Annotated in this window: 16 protein-coding genes; 14 read left to right on the forward strand and 2 right to left on the reverse strand. The window is 70.5% G+C overall.

Annotated features, from left to right (window positions below):
- The 8 genes from murG (at nucleotide 1) to ACWCQM_RS19140 (ending at nucleotide 7,203) form a co-directional block, all read left to right on the forward strand.
- Nucleotides 1-1,095, forward strand: a complete 1,095-nt coding sequence (gene murG / locus ACWCQM_RS19105) for an undecaprenyldiphospho-muramoylpentapeptide beta-N-acetylglucosaminyltransferase (protein ID WP_145802162.1) — start codon at nucleotides 1-3, stop codon at nucleotides 1,093-1,095.
- A 49-nt stretch (nucleotides 1,096-1,144) separates the two neighbouring features.
- Nucleotides 1,145-1,939 (forward strand): cell division protein FtsQ/DivIB, encoded by a 795-nt coding sequence (locus ACWCQM_RS19110; protein WP_450916356.1) that lies wholly within the window; start codon nucleotides 1,145-1,147, stop codon nucleotides 1,937-1,939.
- Nucleotides 1,940-2,215: 276 nt separating this feature from the next.
- On the forward strand, nucleotides 2,216-3,430 hold the full coding sequence (gene ftsZ / locus ACWCQM_RS19115; RefSeq protein ID WP_450916357.1) for a cell division protein FtsZ: 1,215 nt from the start codon (nucleotides 2,216-2,218) through the stop codon (nucleotides 3,428-3,430).
- Nucleotides 3,427-4,179, forward strand: coding sequence for a peptidoglycan editing factor PgeF (gene pgeF / locus ACWCQM_RS19120; RefSeq protein ID WP_450916358.1), 753 nt, complete (start codon nucleotides 3,427-3,429; stop codon nucleotides 4,177-4,179). The genes ftsZ and pgeF overlap by 4 nt, the downstream gene beginning before the upstream one ends.
- A 6-nt stretch (nucleotides 4,180-4,185) precedes the next feature.
- Complete coding sequence (locus ACWCQM_RS19125; protein ID WP_450916359.1) at nucleotides 4,186-4,905, forward strand: YggS family pyridoxal phosphate-dependent enzyme; 720 nt, start codon at nucleotides 4,186-4,188, stop codon at nucleotides 4,903-4,905.
- Nucleotides 4,906-5,032: 127 nt separating this feature from the next.
- Nucleotides 5,033-5,644 (forward strand): cell division protein SepF, encoded by a 612-nt coding sequence (locus tag ACWCQM_RS19130; protein WP_450916360.1) that lies wholly within the window; start codon nucleotides 5,033-5,035, stop codon nucleotides 5,642-5,644.
- Nucleotides 5,645-5,711: 67 nt separating this feature from the next.
- Nucleotides 5,712-6,008 carry a YggT family protein gene (locus ACWCQM_RS19135; protein WP_073747700.1) on the forward strand — a complete coding sequence of 99 codons (297 nt, stop codon included), beginning with the start codon at nucleotides 5,712-5,714 and terminating at the stop codon, nucleotides 6,006-6,008.
- A 49-nt stretch (nucleotides 6,009-6,057) separates the two neighbouring features.
- The gene (locus ACWCQM_RS19140) at nucleotides 6,058-7,203 is read left to right on the forward strand and encodes a DivIVA domain-containing protein (protein WP_450916361.1); all 1,146 of its coding nucleotides are present in this window, start codon (nucleotides 6,058-6,060) and stop codon (nucleotides 7,201-7,203) included.
- A gap of 328 nt (nucleotides 7,204-7,531) precedes the next feature.
- Here ACWCQM_RS19140 and ileS read toward each other — a convergent pair whose 3' ends face one another.
- The gene (ileS, locus tag ACWCQM_RS19145; RefSeq protein WP_450916362.1) at nucleotides 7,532-10,681 is read right to left on the reverse strand and encodes an isoleucine--tRNA ligase; all 3,150 of its coding nucleotides are present in this window, start codon (nucleotides 10,679-10,681) and stop codon (nucleotides 7,532-7,534) included.
- A 565-nt stretch (nucleotides 10,682-11,246) separates the two neighbouring features.
- On the opposite strand from ileS, the gene ACWCQM_RS19150 reads away from it, so the two are divergent.
- From ACWCQM_RS19150 to ACWCQM_RS19170, 5 genes are all read left to right on the forward strand, one after another.
- On the forward strand, nucleotides 11,247-12,101 hold the full coding sequence (locus ACWCQM_RS19150; RefSeq protein ID WP_450916363.1) for a TraR/DksA family transcriptional regulator: 855 nt from the start codon (nucleotides 11,247-11,249) through the stop codon (nucleotides 12,099-12,101).
- Between the two features lie 159 nt (nucleotides 12,102-12,260).
- Nucleotides 12,261-12,875: a signal peptidase II gene (gene lspA / locus ACWCQM_RS19155; protein ID WP_450916364.1), complete on the forward strand. Its 615-nt coding sequence runs from the start codon at nucleotides 12,261-12,263 to the stop codon at nucleotides 12,873-12,875.
- A gap of 23 nt (nucleotides 12,876-12,898) precedes the next feature.
- A complete protein-coding gene (locus ACWCQM_RS19160) occupies nucleotides 12,899-13,840 on the forward strand; it encodes an RluA family pseudouridine synthase (protein WP_450916365.1) in 942 nt (313 codons plus the stop codon).
- Nucleotides 13,837-14,313, forward strand: a complete 477-nt coding sequence (locus ACWCQM_RS19165) for a GNAT family N-acetyltransferase (protein WP_450916366.1) — start codon at nucleotides 13,837-13,839, stop codon at nucleotides 14,311-14,313. Before ACWCQM_RS19160 ends, ACWCQM_RS19165 begins: the two co-directional genes overlap by 4 nt.
- Before the next feature lie 109 nt (nucleotides 14,314-14,422).
- Nucleotides 14,423-16,009 (forward strand): Na+/H+ antiporter, encoded by a 1,587-nt coding sequence (locus tag ACWCQM_RS19170; protein ID WP_450916367.1) that lies wholly within the window; start codon nucleotides 14,423-14,425, stop codon nucleotides 16,007-16,009.
- A 15-nt stretch (nucleotides 16,010-16,024) separates the two neighbouring features.
- Here ACWCQM_RS19170 and ACWCQM_RS19175 read toward each other — a convergent pair whose 3' ends face one another.
- On the reverse strand, nucleotides 16,025-17,170 hold the full coding sequence (locus ACWCQM_RS19175) for a mechanosensitive ion channel family protein (RefSeq protein ID WP_450916368.1): 1,146 nt from the start codon (nucleotides 17,168-17,170) through the stop codon (nucleotides 16,025-16,027).
- A gap of 37 nt (nucleotides 17,171-17,207) precedes the next feature.
- Between ACWCQM_RS19175 and ACWCQM_RS19180 the strand changes: the two genes are divergently transcribed.
- Entirely contained in the window at nucleotides 17,208-17,786 is a 579-nt protein-coding gene (locus tag ACWCQM_RS19180; protein ID WP_450916369.1) for a dienelactone hydrolase family protein, read from the forward strand.
- The last annotated feature ends 47 nt before the right edge of the window (nucleotides 17,787-17,833 follow it).

Here is a 17,833-nt window from a genome sequence, read left to right on the forward strand (position 1 = left end):
GTGCATGTCGTACTCGCCGGCGGGGGGACCGCCGGGCACATCGAGCCCGCGCTTGCCCTCGCAGACGCCCTGCGGAGGCAGGACCCGACCGTGGGAATCACTGCCCTCGGCACGGAACGCGGACTTGAGACCAGGCTCGTACCCGAGCGGGGGTACGACCTGGCACTGATCCCTGCCGTACCGCTGCCGCGCAAGCCCACACCCGAGCTGATCACCGTCCCGGGACGGCTGCGCGGCACCATCAAGGCCGCCGAGCAGATCCTGGAGCGCACCAAGGCCGACTGCGTGGTCGGCTTCGGCGGCTACGTCGCCCTGCCCGGCTATCTCGCCGCCAAGCGCGCCGGAGTCCCGATCGTCGTCCATGAGGCCAACGCGCGGCCCGGCCTGGCCAACAAGATCGGTTCGCGCTACGCCCACGGGGTCGCCGTCTCCACCCCGGACAGCAAGCTGCGCGGCGCCCGCTACATCGGCATTCCGCTGCGCCGCACCATCGCCACCCTCGACCGGGCCAGGGTCCGCCCCGAGGCGCGTGCCGCCTTCGGGCTCGACCCCAACCTGCCGACGCTGCTGGTCTCCGGCGGCTCGCAGGGCGCCCGCCACCTCAACGAGGTGGTCACCCGGATCGCGCCGCTGCTCCAGCGGTCCGGAATCCAGATCCTCCATGTGGTCGGCCCGAAGAACGAATTGCCGCGCATCGACAACATGCCCGGGATGCCGCCCTACATCCCGGTACCGTACGTGGACCGGATGGACCTCGCGTACGCCGCGGCCGACATGATGCTCTGCCGCGCGGGCGCGATGACCGTCGCCGAACTCTCCGCCGTCGGGCTCCCCGCCGCCTACGTCCCGCTGCCGATCGGCAACGGCGAACAGCGGCTCAACGCCCAGCCGGTGGTCAACGCCGGCGGCGGTCTGCTGGTGGACGACGCGGCGCTCACCCCGGAATGGGTGCAGGGCAACGTCCTTCCGGTGCTCTCGGATCCGCACCGGCTGTACGAGATGTCCCGTGCCGCGGCGGAGTTCGGGCGACGGGACGCCGACGACCTGCTCGTCGGCATGGTGTACGAGGCGATTGCCGCACGCCGCCAGGCGTGAGGCGGTGCGGACCCGGGGCGTGCGCCCCGGGTCCGGCGAAGGAGCGAGCGTGGCCGGACCGACGACTGCCCAGCGCGGTGGGGCCGAACGAGCCGACACCCCGGCCCGCCCGCCGCACATCGGCCCGCAGAAGCCCCGGCTGAACGGCCGTATGCGTCTGCTTCTGGCCGGAATTGGCCTGGTGCTGACCGCCGGGGCCACGGTCTGGGTGCTCTACGGATCATCCTGGCTGCGGCTGGAGAAGGTGACGATCGCCGGCACCGACGTCCTGACCAGGGCCGAGGTGGAGGCCGCCGCGAACGCCCCGGTCGGAGATCCGCTCATTTCGGTGGACACCGGTGTGATCGCAGACAGATTGCGCCAGACGTTGCCTCGTATCGACTCCGTGGATGTCGTACGGTCATGGCCGCACGGTATCGGCCTTAAAGTGACCGAACGGAAACCGGTCCTGCTGATCGAAAAGGGTCATAAGTTCATCGAAGTGGACGCAAAGGGTGTGCGCTTCGCAACCGTGGACAAAGCCCCCGGGCATGTACCGCTGTTGGAACTGATGCCCGATCAATCCGCGAGCCTGCGCCGCTTCGGCAGTGACCGGCTCGTGCGGGAAGCGGTTCGCGTCGCGGGTGACCTTCCTGGGAAGGTGGCCGGGGAGACCGAGACCGTACGGATCACCTCGTACGACTCCGCCGTCCTGGAACTGACCCGTGGTCGCACCGTGATGTGGGGCAGTAGCGAGGAAGGGCCCGTGAAGGCGCGGGTGCTCACCGCTCTCATGAAAGCGTCTCCCAAAGCGGGACACTTCGACGTGAGTGCCCCCACCGCCCCTGCGGTGTCGAAGAGTTGACGCACGTTTGGCCTGGCCAGCCCCCTGGTTGGTCAGCGCTACGGGTGATCACATAGGGTGAAAAGAAAAACGGGAGGTTCGGCGTGTTCGTTGAACGTGCGCCACTTGTCGACTTAGTGTCCTGTTCGGAAGAGTCCATGAAGCAGACACACTGGTAACCCTAAACTTCAAGGTTAGGGTTTGGGTCGGCGTTCGGACCGACCCAATCGGCATCCGTCGTCGCGGCGGGACTACCGCGAAGCGACGACACGTAACTCGAGGCGAGAGGCCTTCGACGTGGCAGCACCGCAGAACTACCTCGCAGTCATCAAGGTCATCGGTGTCGGCGGCGGTGGTGTCAATGCCATCAACCGAATGATCGAGGTCGGCCTCAAGGGCGTCGAGTTCATCGCGATCAACACCGACGCGCAAGCGCTGTTGATGAGCGACGCCGACGTCAAGCTCGACGTCGGCCGTGAACTCACCCGTGGCCTCGGGGCCGGGGCGAACCCGGCCGTCGGTCGCAAGGCGGCAGAGGACCACCGTGAGGAGATCGAGGAGGTCCTCAAGGGGGCCGACATGGTCTTCGTCACCGCCGGAGAGGGCGGCGGCACCGGCACCGGCGGCGCACCCGTCGTCGCCAACATCGCCCGCTCGCTGGGCGCCCTGACGATCGGCGTGGTCACCCGCCCGTTCACCTTCGAGGGCCGGCGGCGCGCCAACCAGGCGGAGGACGGCATCGCCGAGCTCCGCGAAGAGGTCGACACCCTCATCGTCATCCCCAACGACCGGCTGCTGTCCATCTCGGACCGCCAGGTCAGTGTGCTCGACGCGTTCAAGTCGGCCGACCAGGTGCTGCTCTCGGGCGTCCAGGGCATCACCGACCTCATCACGACCCCGGGTCTGATCAACCTCGACTTCGCCGACGTCAAGTCGGTCATGTCCGAGGCCGGATCGGCGCTCATGGGCATCGGTTCCGCCCGCGGCGACGACCGCGCGGTCGCGGCGGCGGAGATGGCGATCTCCTCGCCGCTCCTGGAGGCGTCCATCGACGGCGCCCGTGGTGTCCTGCTCTCCATCTCCGGCGGCAGCGACCTCGGTCTCTTCGAGATCAACGAGGCCGCGCAGCTGGTGAGCGAGGCGGCCCACCCGGAGGCGAACATCATCTTCGGCGCGGTCATCGACGACGCGCTGGGCGACGAGGTCCGGGTCACCGTCATCGCCGCGGGCTTCGACGGCGGACAGCCCCCGGCCCGCCGGGAGAACGTCCTCGGGGCGAACGCCGGGAAGCGCGAGGAGCCGGCCCCGCCGGCCCGGGCCGCCGAGCCGGTGCGCCAGACCGGCGGACTGGGCTCCGTGCCCCCGCGCGAGGAGCCCCAGGCGCCGGCCGAGCCGGCACCTGTGGCGAACGAGACCTCGCTCCCGCCCGTCACCCCGCCGCACGTCCCGACGGCCCGTCCCTACCAGGACAACCAGGCCGAAGAGCTGGACGTACCGGACTTCTTGAAGTGATAGGTCCGCAGCACGCGGCCCCGGCCGCGGAGTCTTCGGCGGGCGGCGCCCATTTCGCCTTCACCGACAGGTGGGGCGGGGTGAGCGCCGTTCCGTACGAGGAGCTCAACCTCGGCGGCGCGGTCGGTGACGACCCCGCCGCTGTCTCCACGAACCGGGCACGCGCGGCCGGCGCCCTCGGCCTTGACCCGGCCGGGGTCGTCTGGATGAACCAGGTGCACGGGCGCGACGTGGCCGTGGTCGAGGGGCCCTGGGGCGAGGCCTCCGGCATCCCCGCCGTGGACGCGGTGGTGACCGCCAGGCGCGGAGTGCCGCTCGCGGTCCTCACCGCCGACTGCACACCCGTGCTCCTCGCCGACCCGGTGGCCGGTGTGATCGCGGCGGCCCACGCGGGAAGGCCCGGTCTGGTCGCGGGTGTCGTCCCGGCGGCCGTGGAGGCGATGACCGCCCTCGGCGCCGAGCCGTCCAGGATCACCGCGCACACCGGCCCGGCCGTCTGCGGGCGGTGCTACGAGGTTCCGGAGCGTATGCGCGCCGAGGTCGCCGAGGTGGTTCCGGCCTCGTGGTCCGAGACCAGCTGGGGGACCCCCGCCGTGGACGTCACCGCCGGAGTCCACGCCCAGCTCGAAGCGCTCGGTGTGAGCGACCGGCACAGCTCGCCGTTCTGCACCCTGGAGTCCGGCGACCACTTCTCGTACCGCCGCGACCGCACCACAGGACGGCTCGCCGGATATGTCTGGTTGGACTGATAGGGCATGACGGATCGCAGGACTCAACTCGCGGCAAACCTGGCACAGGTGGAGGAACGCATTGCCTCCGCCTGCGCGGCCGCGGGCCGCAAGCGGGAAGAGGTGACGCTCATCGTGGTCACCAAGACGTATCCCGCGAGCGATGTGCGAATTCTGCACGAACTCGGTGTGCGGCAGGTCGCGGAGAACCGTGACCAGGACGCGGCACCAAAAGCCGCCGCTTGTGCGGATCTGTCCCTCGCATGGCACTTTGTCGGGCAATTGCAGACCAACAAGGTTCGCTCCGTGGCCGGTTATGCCGATGTGGTCCAGTCCGTGGACCGGGTGAGGCTTGTCACCGCACTCTCGGCGGCGGCGGTGCGGGGCGAGCGCGAACTCGGCTGCCTCATCCAGGTCGCACTCGACGCGGAGAGCGGCGAACGCGGGGACCGCGGTGGTGTCGCGCCGGACGCGGTCGACGAGTTGGCCGACGCGGTGGAGGCGGCTCCGGGGCTCAGACTCGACGGCCTGATGACGGTCGCCCCGCTCGCCGGCCCCTACGCCGGGCGGCAACGGGCCGCGTTCGACCGGCTGATGGAAATCTCATCCCGCCTGCGCGGGAACCATCCGGCTGCGAACATGGTCTCTGCTGGGATGAGCGCGGATCTCGAGGACGCGGTGGCGGCCGGAGCGACACATGTACGCGTCGGTACGGCGGTACTCGGAGTCCGACCCCGGCTCGGGTAACGTCGCGAAGCAAGTCGGACCACAGCAGAAAATATGGTCATTCCCGCCCAGAGCGGGCAGGCCGGAGTGGATCTCGGGCACTTGGTGACACGAATGCCGATCCACCACAGAGCGGAGGACTCGGAGCATGGCCGGCGCGATGCGCAAGATGGCGGTCTACCTCGGCCTCGTGGAGGACGATGGGTACGACGGTCCGGGGTTCGACCCCGACGACGAATTCGAACCCGAGCCGGAGCCCGAGCGGGACCGGCGGCGGCACCAGCCCGCGCATCAGATTGAGCGGGAACGGGACGAACCGGTACGAGCGGTGCAGCCGCCCGCACCTCGGGAGCCTGTTCAGCTCCCGGCGGAAAGCGGACGACCCGCCCGAATCGCACCCGTGGCATCCATCACACCTGAACGCCCGAACCTGGAGAAGAACGCACCGGTGATCATGCCCAAGGTCGTGTCCGAGCGGGAGCCCTACCGGATCACCACGCTGCACCCCAGGACCTATAACGAGGCCCGTACCATCGGGGAACACTTCCGTGAGGGCACTCCGGTGATCATGAACCTCACGGAGATGGACGACACGGATGCGAAGCGACTTGTCGACTTTGCCGCGGGACTCGTCTTCGGTCTCCATGGCAGCATTGAGCGCGTGACGCAGAAGGTGTTCCTGTTGTCGCCTGCTAACGTCGATGTCACGGCGGAGGACAAGGCCCGCATCGCAGAGGGCGGGTTCTTCAACCAGAGCTGAGAACAACGGGAACAAACCCGGCCGGGAGGCCGGGCTACGAGAGCCAGGGGAGAGGGAAGCGCGGGACATGGGCGTCGCACTGGATGTTGTCTATATCGCGCTGATGTGTTTCCTCATCGTGCTGATCTTCCGGCTGGTCATGGACTACGTCTTCCAGTTCGCACGTTCATGGCAGCCAGGCAAGGCGATGGTGATCGTTCTCGAGGGCACTTACACTGTCACCGATCCACCGCTGAAGCTTCTGCGGCGGTTCATACCGCCGTTGCGTCTCGGGGGCGTGGCACTTGACCTGTCCTTCTTCGTTCTGATGATCATCGTCTACATTCTGCTCAGCCTCGTGGGCAACTTTGCGAGCAGCGTGTGAACGATACGGTCTTGCCGACTGCCGACGACTACGTAGAGGTGAAGAAGAGATGCCGCTGACCCCCGAGGACGTGCGGAACAAGCAGTTCACGACCGTCCGCCTCCGAGAAGGCTATGACGAGGACGAGGTCGATGCCTTCCTCGACGAGGTCGAATCGGAACTGACCCGACTGCTGCGTGAGAACGAGGACCTGCGCGCCAAGCTGGCCGCTGCCACGCGCGCGGCCGCGCAGAACCAGCAGCAGCAGGGTATGCGCAAACCGCCGGAACAGCAGGAACGGCCAGGTGCCCCGGTGCCCGCCGCCATATCTGGTCCGCCGGTGCAGCAGCAGCCCCCGCAGATGGGTCCCCCCCAGCTGCCCGGTGGAGCTCCGCAGCTGCCTGCCGGTCCCAGCGGCCATGGCCCCCAGGGCGGCCACGGTCCCGGTCCGCAGGGTCCGCACGGCCCCGGCCCGATGCAGGGCGGTCCCATGGGTGGCCCGATGGGCGGCCCCATGGGTGGTCACGCTCCGCAGCAGCAGATGCAGCAGCAGCAGATGCAGCAGATGCAGCAGCCCGGTCAGGGCCCCGGTGGCGACAGCGCCGCCCGTGTCCTCTCCCTCGCCCAGCAGACCGCCGACCAGGCGATCGCGGAGGCCCGTTCCGAGGCCAACAAGATCGTCGGCGAGGCGCGCAGCCGTGCCGAGGGCCTCGAGCGTGACGCCCGTGCCAAGGCGGACGCCCTGGAGCGGGACGCGCAGGAGAAGCACCGCGTGGCGATGGGCTCGCTGGAGTCGGCCCGCGCGACGCTGGAGCGCAAGGTCGAGGACCTGCGTGGCTTCGAGCGCGAGTACCGGACCCGTCTGAAGTCCTACCTGGAGAGCCAGCTGCGTCAGCTGGAGACCCAGGCCGACGACTCGCTGGCTCCGCCGCGGACCCCCGCCGCCGCTTCGCTGCCGCCGTCGCCCTCGCTGGCCCCGGCCGGTGCGGGTGCGATGGGACACACCATGGGTGGTAACCACGGTGGTCACGGCAGCCAGCAGATGGGTGGCGGCAACCAGTCGATGGGCGGTGGCCCGTCGTACGGTGGCGGCCAGCAGCAGATGTCGCCCGCGATGACGCAGCCCATGGCGCCGGTGCGGCCGCAGGCGCCGCAGCCGATGCAGCAGGCGCCGTCGCCGATGCGCGGGTTCCTGATCGACGAGGACGACAACTGATCGGTTCGCGCTCGCTGAGCGCGTAGCCGTCGGCAGGCAAAGGGCCGGGCCCCGGGGTTTTCCCCGGGGCCCGGCCCTTTGGCGTTGCCGCGTGCCGCGTGCCGCCGGGTGCGGTTCGCGGGGCGGGGCGGGGCCGCTGCGCGGGGCCTGTGCCCCTGCCCGCCCCTTCCCGTAACCGGGGCTCCGCCCCGGACCCCGCTCCTCAAACGCCGGAGGGGCTTGACATGGGCGTCGGCCGAACCTGAAAGGCCGTGCCGGGAAACGGGAAGGGCCCCTCCGGTGTGCTTGGGTTCAAGGTGTCGCCGGAGGGGCCCTGGGGTGGGGTTCGTCAGTGGGCGGACTTGCGGAGGCGGAAGGCGAGCGACAGGCCCTCGTCCTCGAACGGGGTGCCGTACGTGTCGTCCGCCTCGCCCTGGGCGTAGTCCAGGGCCAGGACCTCGTCCGCGATCAGGGTCGCGTGCGCGGTCAGGGCCTCGGTCGTCTCCGGGGACTCCGACGTCCAGCGGACGGCGATCCGGTCCGCCACGTCCAGGCCGCTGTTCTTGCGGGCCTCCTGGATCAGGCGGATCGCGTCACGGGCCAGTCCGGCCGCCCGCAGCTCCGGGGTGATCTCCAGGTCCAGGGCGACCGTCGCGCCCGAGTCGGACGCCACCGACCAGCCCTCGCGCGGGGTCTCCGTGATGATGACCTCGTCGGGGGCGAGGGTGATCTGCTCGCCGTCCACCTCGACCGACGCCGTGCCCTCACGCAGGGCCAGCGAGAGCGCGGCCGCGTCGGCGTTCGCCACGGCCTTGGCGACCGCCTGGACGCCCTTGCCGAAGCGCTTGCCCAGCGCACGGAAGTTGGCCTTGGCCGTGGTGTCGACCAGCGAGCCGCCGACCTCCGAGAGCGAGGCCAGGGAGGAGACGTTCAGCTCCTCCGTGATCTGGGCCCGCAGCTCCGGGGAGAGGGACTCGAAGCCGGAGGCCGCCACCAGAGCGCGCGAGAGGGGCTGCCGGGTCTTGACGCCCGACTCCGCACGCGTCGCGCGTCCCAGCTCGACCAGGCGGCGTACCAGCGCCATCTGGGAGGAGAGCTCCGGGTCGATCACCGCGTCGTCCGCCTTCGGCCAGGACGACAGGTGCACCGATTCCGGGGCGTCCGGGGCGACCGGGACGACCAGGTCCTGCCAGACACGCTCGGTGATGAACGGGGTCAGCGGGGCCATCAGCCGGGTGACCGTCTCCACGACCTCGTGCAGGGTGCGCAGCGCCGCCTTGTCGCCCTGCCAGAAGCGGCGGCGGGAGCGGCGGACGTACCAGTTGGACAGATCGTCGACGAAGGCCGAGAGCAGCTTGCCGGCGCGCTGGGTGTCGTACGCCTCCATCGCAGCCGTGACCTCGTTCACCAGGGTGCCCAGCTCGCCGAGCAGCCAGCGGTCCAGGACCGTCCGGTCGGCGGGGGCCGGGTCGGCCGCGGACGGCGCCCAGCCCGACGTACGGGCGTACAGGGCCTGGAAGGCCACCGTGTTCCAGTACGTGAGGAGCGTCTTGCGGACGACCTCCTGGATCGTGCCGTGGCCGACGCGGCGCGCCGCCCACGGGGACCCGCCCGCCGCCATGAACCAGCGGACGGCATCGGCGCCGTGCTGGTCCATCAGCGGGATCGGCTGGAGGATGTTGCCCAGGTGCTTGGACATCTTCCGGCCGTCCTCGGCGAGGATGTGGCCCAGGCAGACCACGTTCTCGTAACTGGACTTGTCGAAGACCAGCGTGCCGACCGCCATCAGCGTGTAGAACCAGCCGCGGGTCTGGTCGATGGCCTCCGAGATGAACTGCGCCGGGTAACGGCTCTCGAAGATCTCCTTGTTCTTGTACGGGTAGCCCCACTGCGCGAACGGCATCGAACCCGAGTCGTACCAGGCGTCGATGACCTCCGGGACGCGGTACGCCTCCAGCTGGCAGTTCTCGTGCGAGCAGGTGAACGTGATCTCGTCGATGAACGGGCGGTGCGGGTCGAGCGACGACTGGTCGGTGCCCGTGAGCTCCGTCAGTTCCGCGCGCGACCCCACGCACGTCAGGTGGTTGTCCTCGCAGCGCCAGATCGGGAGCGGGGTGCCCCAGTAGCGGTTGCGGGACAGCGCCCAGTCGACGTTGTTGTTCAGCCAGTCGCCGAAGCGGCCGTTCTTGACGGAGTCCGGGAACCAGTTGGTCTTCTCGTTCTCCTGGAGCAGCCGGTCTTTGACCGCTGTCGTGCGGATGTACCAGGACGGCTGCGCGTAGTAGAGCAGGGCCGTGTGGCAGCGCCAGCAGTGCGGGTAGCTGTGCTCGTACGGGACATGGCGGAAGAGTCGGCCGCGTGCGGCCAGGTCCTCGGTCAGGGCCTCGTCGGCCTTCTTGAAGAAGACACCGCCGACCAGCGGGAGGTCCTCCTCGAACGTGCCGTCGGGGCGCACCGGGTTGACCACCGGCAGGCCGTACGCCTTGCAGACCAGGAGGTCGTCGGCGCCGAAGGCGGGGGACTGGTGGACCAGACCGGTGCCGTCCTCGGTCGTGACGTACTCGGCGTTGACGACGAAGTGCGCCTCGCTCGGGAACTCGACGAGCTGGAAGGGGCGGTCGTACGTCCAGCGCTCCATCTCGCGGCCGGTGAAGCTCTCGCCGGTGAGCTCCCAGCCCTCGCCGAGCGCCTTCTCCACCAGCGGGCGGGCCACGACCAGCTTCTCCTGGCCGTCCGTCGCGACCACGTAGTCGACGTCGGGGTGCGCGGCGACGGCGGTGTTGGAGACCAGGGTCCAGGGGGTCGTCGTCCAGACCAGCAGCGCGGCCTCGCCGGCCAGCGGGCCGCTCGTCAGCGGGAAGCGCACGAAGACCGAGGGGTCGACGACCGTCTCGTAACCCTGGGCGAGCTCGTGGTCCGAGAGGCCGGTGCCGCAGCGCGGGCACCAGGGGGCGACGCGGTGGTCCTGGACCAGCAGGTCCTTGTTGAAGATCTGCTTCAGGGACCACCACACGGAGTCGACGTACTCCGGGTCCATCGTGCGGTAGGCGTCGTCCAGGTCGACCCAGTACCCCATGCGCGTCGTGAGCTCGGTGAACGCGTCGGTGTGGCGGGTCACGGACTCACGGCACTTGGCGTTGAACTCGGCGATGCCGTACGCCTCGATGTCCTTCTTGCCGCTGAAGCCCAGCTCCTTCTCCACGGCCAGCTCGACCGGGAGGCCGTGGCAGTCCCAGCCGGCCTTGCGGCCGACGTGGAAGCCCTGCATGGTGCGGAAGCGCGGGAAGACGTCCTTGAAGACGCGGGCCTCGATGTGGTGGGCGCCGGGCATGCCGTTGGCGGTCGGCGGTCCCTCGTAGAAGACCCACTCGGGGCGGCCCTCGGACTGTTCGAGGCTCTTGGCGAAGACCTTGGCGTCCCGCCAGAAGTCGAGCACGGCGTGCTCAAGGGCGGGCAGGTCGACCTGGGCGGGTACCTGGCGGTACTGCGGCGATGTCATGTGCGGGCTTTCCTCCGGCGGACGTCTTCCACTTCCGTCGGAGGGACGAGAACCGGATCGGCTCCCGCGGTACCACCCTCCTTGGCCCCGGGCGTGCGCCCGTGGCCCCCTCATTGGGGTCGCGATGCCGGGTCTAGTCGCCTTGCGGACGGTGGGCGGGCCCCCTGTCCAGGCTTTCTTCCGGCGGCTCAGGGGTGATCTTCGCGGCGCGCTCGCCCCCGGGCTTCCACCGTCCCCGGGTCGCTCCTGGCTGCGTACGACGCTACTCGTCCCATCCATGCCTCTCGCTGCGGCCAGTGTACGGGCCCGTACGGGCGACGGCCGACCGGTTTATCCGCCCCGCGGGGCGTGACCCGAATGGTCATACGGGGCGGAGGCGTTCCCGCGAAGGGCGCGGGGGCGGATTACCACGCGGGGAGCTGGGCACAACGCTTGCAGGCGCGTCACCGCCCGGCCGCGGGGAGGGGCACACCGGCGGCGTGCCCCGTTGCCGCGGAGCTGGGGTCGATTTATCGTCCCAGCACGATTCGCGTGCAAGATCACACTATGTGAAGGGGCCGCGGCCATGGTGGCGAAGAAGACCGCCGGATCGAACACGGCGTCCGAGGGATCCACGGCTGCGGCTGCCGAAAAGAAGGCCGGCAGCGCGGCCGAGGAGGCGGACGAGGAGAAGGCGGCCGGCGAGGAGCCGGCGGCACATCCGCCGGACGAGGCCGGTCAGGACCCGGCGCACCACGGGCCGGCGAAGAAGAGCGCGGCGAAGAAGGCGGCGGCCAGGAAGACGGCGGCGAAGAAGACCGCGGCGAAGAAGACCGCGGCGAAGAAGACCGCGGCGAAGAAGAGCACGGCCGGTTCAGACGCAGCCGAGAAGGCTTCGGAGAAGGCAACGGGGGCGGCCCAGGCCGCCGAGCAGACAGGAGCCCACACGGTGGTAGCCAAGAAGAGCGCGGCCCGGACCACGGCTGTAGGAGAGGGCACCGCGACAGCGGTCCCTCCCGCCAGGGTCGCCGCCGCGACGGCGCCGGGTGACCTCGCGGTCAGGCCGGGGGAGGACCCCTGGACCGAGGAGGAGGTCGAGGAGGCGCGGACCGAGCTCACGGGCGAGGCCACGCGGCTGCGGGCCGAGCTGGAGGCCTCGGGCGAGGCGCTGGCGGGCCTGATGCGCGACTCCGGTGACGGGGCGGGCCACGACGACGCCGACACCGGCACGAAGAACATCACCCGCGAGCACGAGCTGTCCCTGGCGGCCCACGCCCAGGAGACGCTGGACCAGACCGAGCGCGCCCTCGCCCGGCTCGACGCGGGGACGTACGGGCTCTGCGAGGTCTGCGGGAAGCCCATCGGCAAGGCGAGGATGCAGGCCTTCCCCCGGGCCACGCTCTGCGTGGAGGACAAGCAGAAGCAGGAGCGCCGGGGTTAGGGCCTCTCGCACGGATCAGGCCGGGCCCCGCAAACTCCGCCCGGGGCCGCGGGGCCCGCACGCACCTCCGGGTACGGCTGGTACGGGGCCGGAGGCCCCTGATCGCCCGGGTGTGTCGTACCCTCGTCCTCAGTCAGGCACCTAGGTTGAGGGACTCACGTGGCAGAGGCGGAGCGCATCATCGGTACGCCGGATATCCCCGATGCCGAAGGGGCCGACGGAGCTGAGCCCCAGCAGCCTGCCGGGGGCTCCTCCCCGGCCGAGGGCGAAGGCGCGGACAGCGGCCGGGGCAGGAAGAAGATCCTGGTCCTCCTCGTCGTGACCGTCCTTGCCTATCTCCTGGACCTGATCAGCAAGATGATCGTGGTCGCGAAGCTGGAGCACGAGGAGCCGATCGAGATCTTCGGCGAGTGGCTGAAGTTCGACGCGATCCGCAACGCGGGTGCCGCGTTCGGGATCGGTGAGGCGTTCACCGTGATCTTCACGGCCATCGCGGCCGTCGTGATCATCGTCATCGTCCGGCTCGCCCGCAAGCTCTACAGCCTGCCCTGGGCCATCGCCCTGGGGCTGCTGCTCGGTGGGGCGCTCGGCAATCTCACCGACCGCATCTTCCGCGCGCCGGGCGTGTTCGAGGGCGCAGTGGTCGACTTCATCGCCCCCGCGCACTTCGCGGTGTTCAACCTCGCGGACTCCGCGATCGTGTGCGGCGGAATCCTCATCGTGATCCTCTCCTTCAAGGGCCTGGACCCCGACGGCACCGTGCACAAGGACTAGCGGGCGCAAGGCATACTCGACTGGTGAGTACGTATCCCGAGGTCCGCACCCTGCCCGTACCCGACGGCCTGGAAGGCGAGCGTGTCGACGCCGCCATCTCCCGGATGTTCGGTTTCTCCCGCACCAAGGCCGCCGAGCTGGCCGCTGCCGGGAAGGTCCAGGTGGACGGTGCGGTGGCCGGGAAGTCCGAGCGGGTGCACGGCGGTGCCTGGCTGGAAGTGGAGATGCCCCAGGCACCCGCTCCCGTCCAGATCGTCGCCGAGCCCGTCGAGGGCATGGAGATCGTCCACGACGACGACGACATCGTCGTGATCATGAAGCCGGTCGGTGTCGCCGCCCACCCCAGCCCCGGCTGGACGGGCACCACCGTGATCGGCGGCCTCGCCGCGGCCGGGTACCGCATCTCGACGTCCGGCGCCGCCGAGCGCCAGGGCATCGTGCACCGCCTGGACGTCGGCACGTCGGGCCTGATGGTCGTGGCCAAGTCGGAGCGGGCCTACACCCTGCTCAAGGCGCAGTTCCGCGACCGGGTCGTCGAGAAGAAGTACCACGCGCTGGTGCAGGGCCACCCCGACCCGATGAGCGGCACCATCGACGCCCCCATCGGCCGCCACCCGCAGCACGACTACAAGTGGGCCGTCACCGCCGAGGGCAAGCCCTCCGTGACGCACTACGACCTCATCGAGGCCTACCGCGCGGCCAGCCTGCTCGACATCAAGCTGGAGACCGGGCGCACGCACCAGATCCGCGTGCACATGTCCGCCCACCGCCACCCCTGCGTCGGCGACCTGACCTACGGCGCCGACCCCACCATGGCCAAGCGCCTCGGCCTGACCCGGCAGTGGCTGCACGCGGTCCGGCTCGGCTTCGAGCACCCCGCCGACGGCGGTTGGGTCGAGTTCGAGAGCTCCTACCCGGACGACCTGCGCCACGCCCTCGACACGATCGCGGCGGAGAGCCAGTGACCTCGGGACCCGCCACGTACAGCACCCGCAGGGCCCTCGACGAGAGCGACCTCGCGGCCTGCTTCCAGGTCCGCAAGGACGTCTTCGTCGGCGAGCAGCAGGTGCCCGAGGAGATCGAGTACGACTCCCACGACGCCTCGGCCGTCCATGTCCTGGCCGTGGCCGAGGACGGCTCCGCGCTCGGCACGGGGCGGCTGCTGCACGGTGCCGACGCGCTGGACAGGACCGGCGGCGACCTCACCGTCGGCTCGCTCGGCCGGCTCGCCGTGACCCGCGAGGCCCGCGGCCTGGGTGTCGGAGCCGCGCTGGTCCGCGCCGTGGAGGAGGAGGCCCGTGCGCTCGGCCTGGCCGCCGTGGACCTGCACGCCCAGACACACGCGCTCGGCTTCTACGAGCGGCTCGGATACGTGGCGTACGGGCCGGAGTTCCCGGACGCCGGGATGCCCCACCGCGCCATGCGCCGCCCGCTCTGACCTTCCGGCCCGCCGGGGGGTGCCGGGGCCGCACAGGTCCGCATGGCAGGCTGGGACCCTGACCGGCTGAGCGACGGGCCCCTGGCCAGGGCGCTGCGGAAGGCACGACGTGGACCAGATGGCACTGCTGCTCCTGCTCCTGCTCGGAGCGGTGGTCACGGTCCCGCTCGGGGAGCGCCTGCGGCTGCCGGCACCGATCCTGATGACCCTGGCGGGGATCGTCATGGCCTTCGCCAGCTTCGTGCCCGACGTGGACATCCCGCCGGAGTTCATCCTCCCCGCCGTCCTGCCGCCGCTGCTCTACGCCTCCGTCCAGCGGACCTCCTGGCGGCAGTTCGCCGCCAACAGGCGGCCGATCTTCCTGCTGGCCGTCGCCCTCGTCTTCGTCACGACGGCCGCCGTGGCCACGGTCGCCCACGCGATCGTGCCGGGCCTGCCCATCGCGGCGGCGGTGGCGCTGGGCGCGCTCGTCGCGCCGCCCGATCCGGTCGCCGCCACGGCCGTCGCGGGCTCGGTCGGACTGCCGCGCAGGCTCGTGTCGATCCTGGAGGGCGAGGGACTGTTCAACGACGTCACGGCCATCGTGCTCTACCACGTGGCCATCGCCGCCGCCGTCAGCGGCACCTTCTCGCTGCCTGCCGCGTTCGGGCTGCTGGTGCTCTCCGCTGTCGTCGCCGTCGTGGTCGGCGTGGTGCTCGGCTGGCTCACCATCAAACTCATGGGCTTCCTGGGCGACGCCACCCTCCAGGTCGGCCTGACCCTGCTCGTGCCGTTCGTCAGCTACGTGCTCGCGGAGGAGCTGATGGGGTCGGGTGTCCTCGCCGTCCTCACCACGGCGCTCTTCCTCGCCGAGCACACGGCGGACGCCGATGACGTGCTCGGCCGGCTCACCGGCCGGTCCTTCTGGGAGATCGTCGACACCCTCGTCACGGGGGTCGCCTTCGGACTGATCGGCCTCGAACTCCACAACGTCTTCGGCACGGCCGGCGACCGGGTGCCGCGCCTGCTGGGCTGGGGGCTCGCCGTCGCGGCGGTCGTCATCGGCGTACGGCTCCTGTGGCTGCTCCCCGCCACCTGGCTCGCCAAGCGGCTGCACACCCGCAGGGACTACAGCGAGGAGATCCCCACCAGCTGGCGCGAGACGGTGATCATGTGGTGGGCCGGGATGCGCGGCGTGGCCTCGGTGGCGCTGGCTCTCGCGATCCCGCTGGAGACGGATGACGGCAAGCCGTTCCCCGGCAGGGACGAGATCGTCTTCATCGCCTTCACCGTCATCATGGTCACCCTCGTACTCCAGGGGCTGACCCTGCCGTGGCTGGTGCGCAAGCTCGGCGTGAAGGCGGACACCCACGCGGAACAGGCCCTGGAGCGCGACCTCGCCGTCCGCGCCGCCAAGGCGGCCCGGGCCAGGCTCAAGGAGGTCCAGGCCACCGAGCCGCTCCCGGACGAGGTCCTGGAGCGGCTCCAGCGGGCGGCGTACGACATCGGGGCGCGGATCAGCCCCGACATGGTCGACGAGGAACGGCGCGAGGCGTACGCGCAGCGCGCCAAGAGGTTCAAGGAGATCGGCCGCATCCAGCGCGAGATGATGTCGGCCGCCCGCCACGCGGTGCTCGCCGCCCGCAGCGAGCCGGGCTCGGACCCCGAGGTGGTGGACCGGGTGCTCCGGTACCTGGACGTACGCAGCCTGCACTGACCGGGGCGCGGGGCCTCAGCCGCGGCCCGTGCGCGGGGTCCTGTCCAGGTCCGGGCCATGGCCGTCGTCCGACGCCCGCGCCTTGCCGGCCGCACCCGTCAGCTCGGGCCAGTGGTCGCCCGGTGCCAGGGAGCCGGGGGCCGTCAGAATCCTCGGCAGCGCGTAGGGGTGGTGGTCCCGGAGCCAGCCGATCATCTGCTCCCGCACCGCGCAGCGTGCCGTCCAGATGTCGTCCGCGTCCTTCGCGGTGACCACCGCCCGTACCTCGATCGTGGTCGGGGTGGTGTTCGTCACGGCCAGCGACCAGTCGCGGCCGTCCCAGGCGGCGCACTCGCCGAGGATGTCCCTCAGCCGGTCGCGCATCGCCGCGATCGGTGCCGCGTGGTCCAGCTGGAAGAAGACCGTGCCGGTCATCTGCGCCCCGCCGCGCGACCAGTTCTCGAACGGCCTGCTGGTGAAGTACGACACGGGCATGGTGATCCGCCGCTCGTCCCAGGTCCGCACGGCGAGGAAGGTCAGGGTGATCTCCTCGACCGTGCCCCACTCCCCGTCCACGACCACGGTGTCGCCGATGCGCACCATGTCGCCGAAGGCGATCTGGAACCCGGCGAAGAGGTTGCCGAGCGTCGACTGGGCGGCGACACCGGCCACGATGCCGAGCACACCGGCGGAGGCGAGCATCGAGGTGCCGACCGTGCGCATGGCCGGGAAGGTGAGCAGCATCGCGGCGACCGCGACCGTCGCCACGACCGCGGTGACCACGCGCTGGATCAGGGTCACCTGCGTACGGACCCGGCGCACCCTGGCGGCGTCCCGGGAGGCCGAGGCGTAGCGGGCGTACGTGGACTCGACGACCGTGGCCGCGACGCGGATGACCAGCCAGGCCGATGCGGCGATCAGTACCAGCGTCAGCAGCTGGCCGATCACGGCGCGGTGCTCCCGGACGGCCTCCAGACGGATCTGCGCGTAGCTGCCCCGCAGCAGCGCGGTGCACAGCACCACCTGGAGGGGCGGCCGGCAGCGCCGCAGCAGACCCCACAGAGGTGTCTCGTGGTGACGGCTGTCGGCGCGCCTGAGCAGCAGATCGACCAGCCAGCCCACCACCAGCGTGATCACCAGCGAGCCGCCCACCACCAGCAGCGGCCGCAGTATGTTCTCCATTCCCTCGTCCTCCAAGCATCAGGGCACAGCTGGCACCATGGGCCTCATGAACATCATGCTTTTCCACTCGACCTTTGGTCTGCGGCCCGCTGTGCACGCGGCTGCCGACCGGCTGCGCGCGGCCGGGCACGAGGTGCGCGTGCCCGATCTCTTCGAGGGGCACACCTTCGACACCGTCGAGGATGGAATGGCCTTCAAGGAGCAGGTGGGCAAGGACGAGCTGCTCAAGCGCGCCGTGCTGGCCGCCGCGCCCTACTCCGACCAGGGCCTCGTGTACGCCGGCTTCTCCTTCGGGGCGTCGGTCGCGCAGACCCTCGCGCTCGGCGACGCCAAGGCGCGCGGGCTGCTGCTGCTCCACGGCACGTCGGACATCGCGGAGACCGCCACCGTGGACGAGCTGCCCGTGCAGCTGCACGTGGCCGACCCCGACCCGTTCGAGTCGCACGACTGGCTGAACAGCTGGTACCTCCAGATGCAGCGGACCGGCGCGGACGTCGAGGTCTACCGCTATCCCGGGGCCGGGCACCTGTTCACCGACCCGGACCTGCCCGATTTCGACCAGGCCGCCGCCGACCTGGCCTGGAAGGTCTCGCTGGGCTTCCTCGCCACGCTGTGACCACGCACGGGGGCCGCACACCCCGGTGCGCGGCCCCCGTGGCGGTG

This window comes from Streptomyces sp. NPDC002125 (assembly GCF_053593715.1).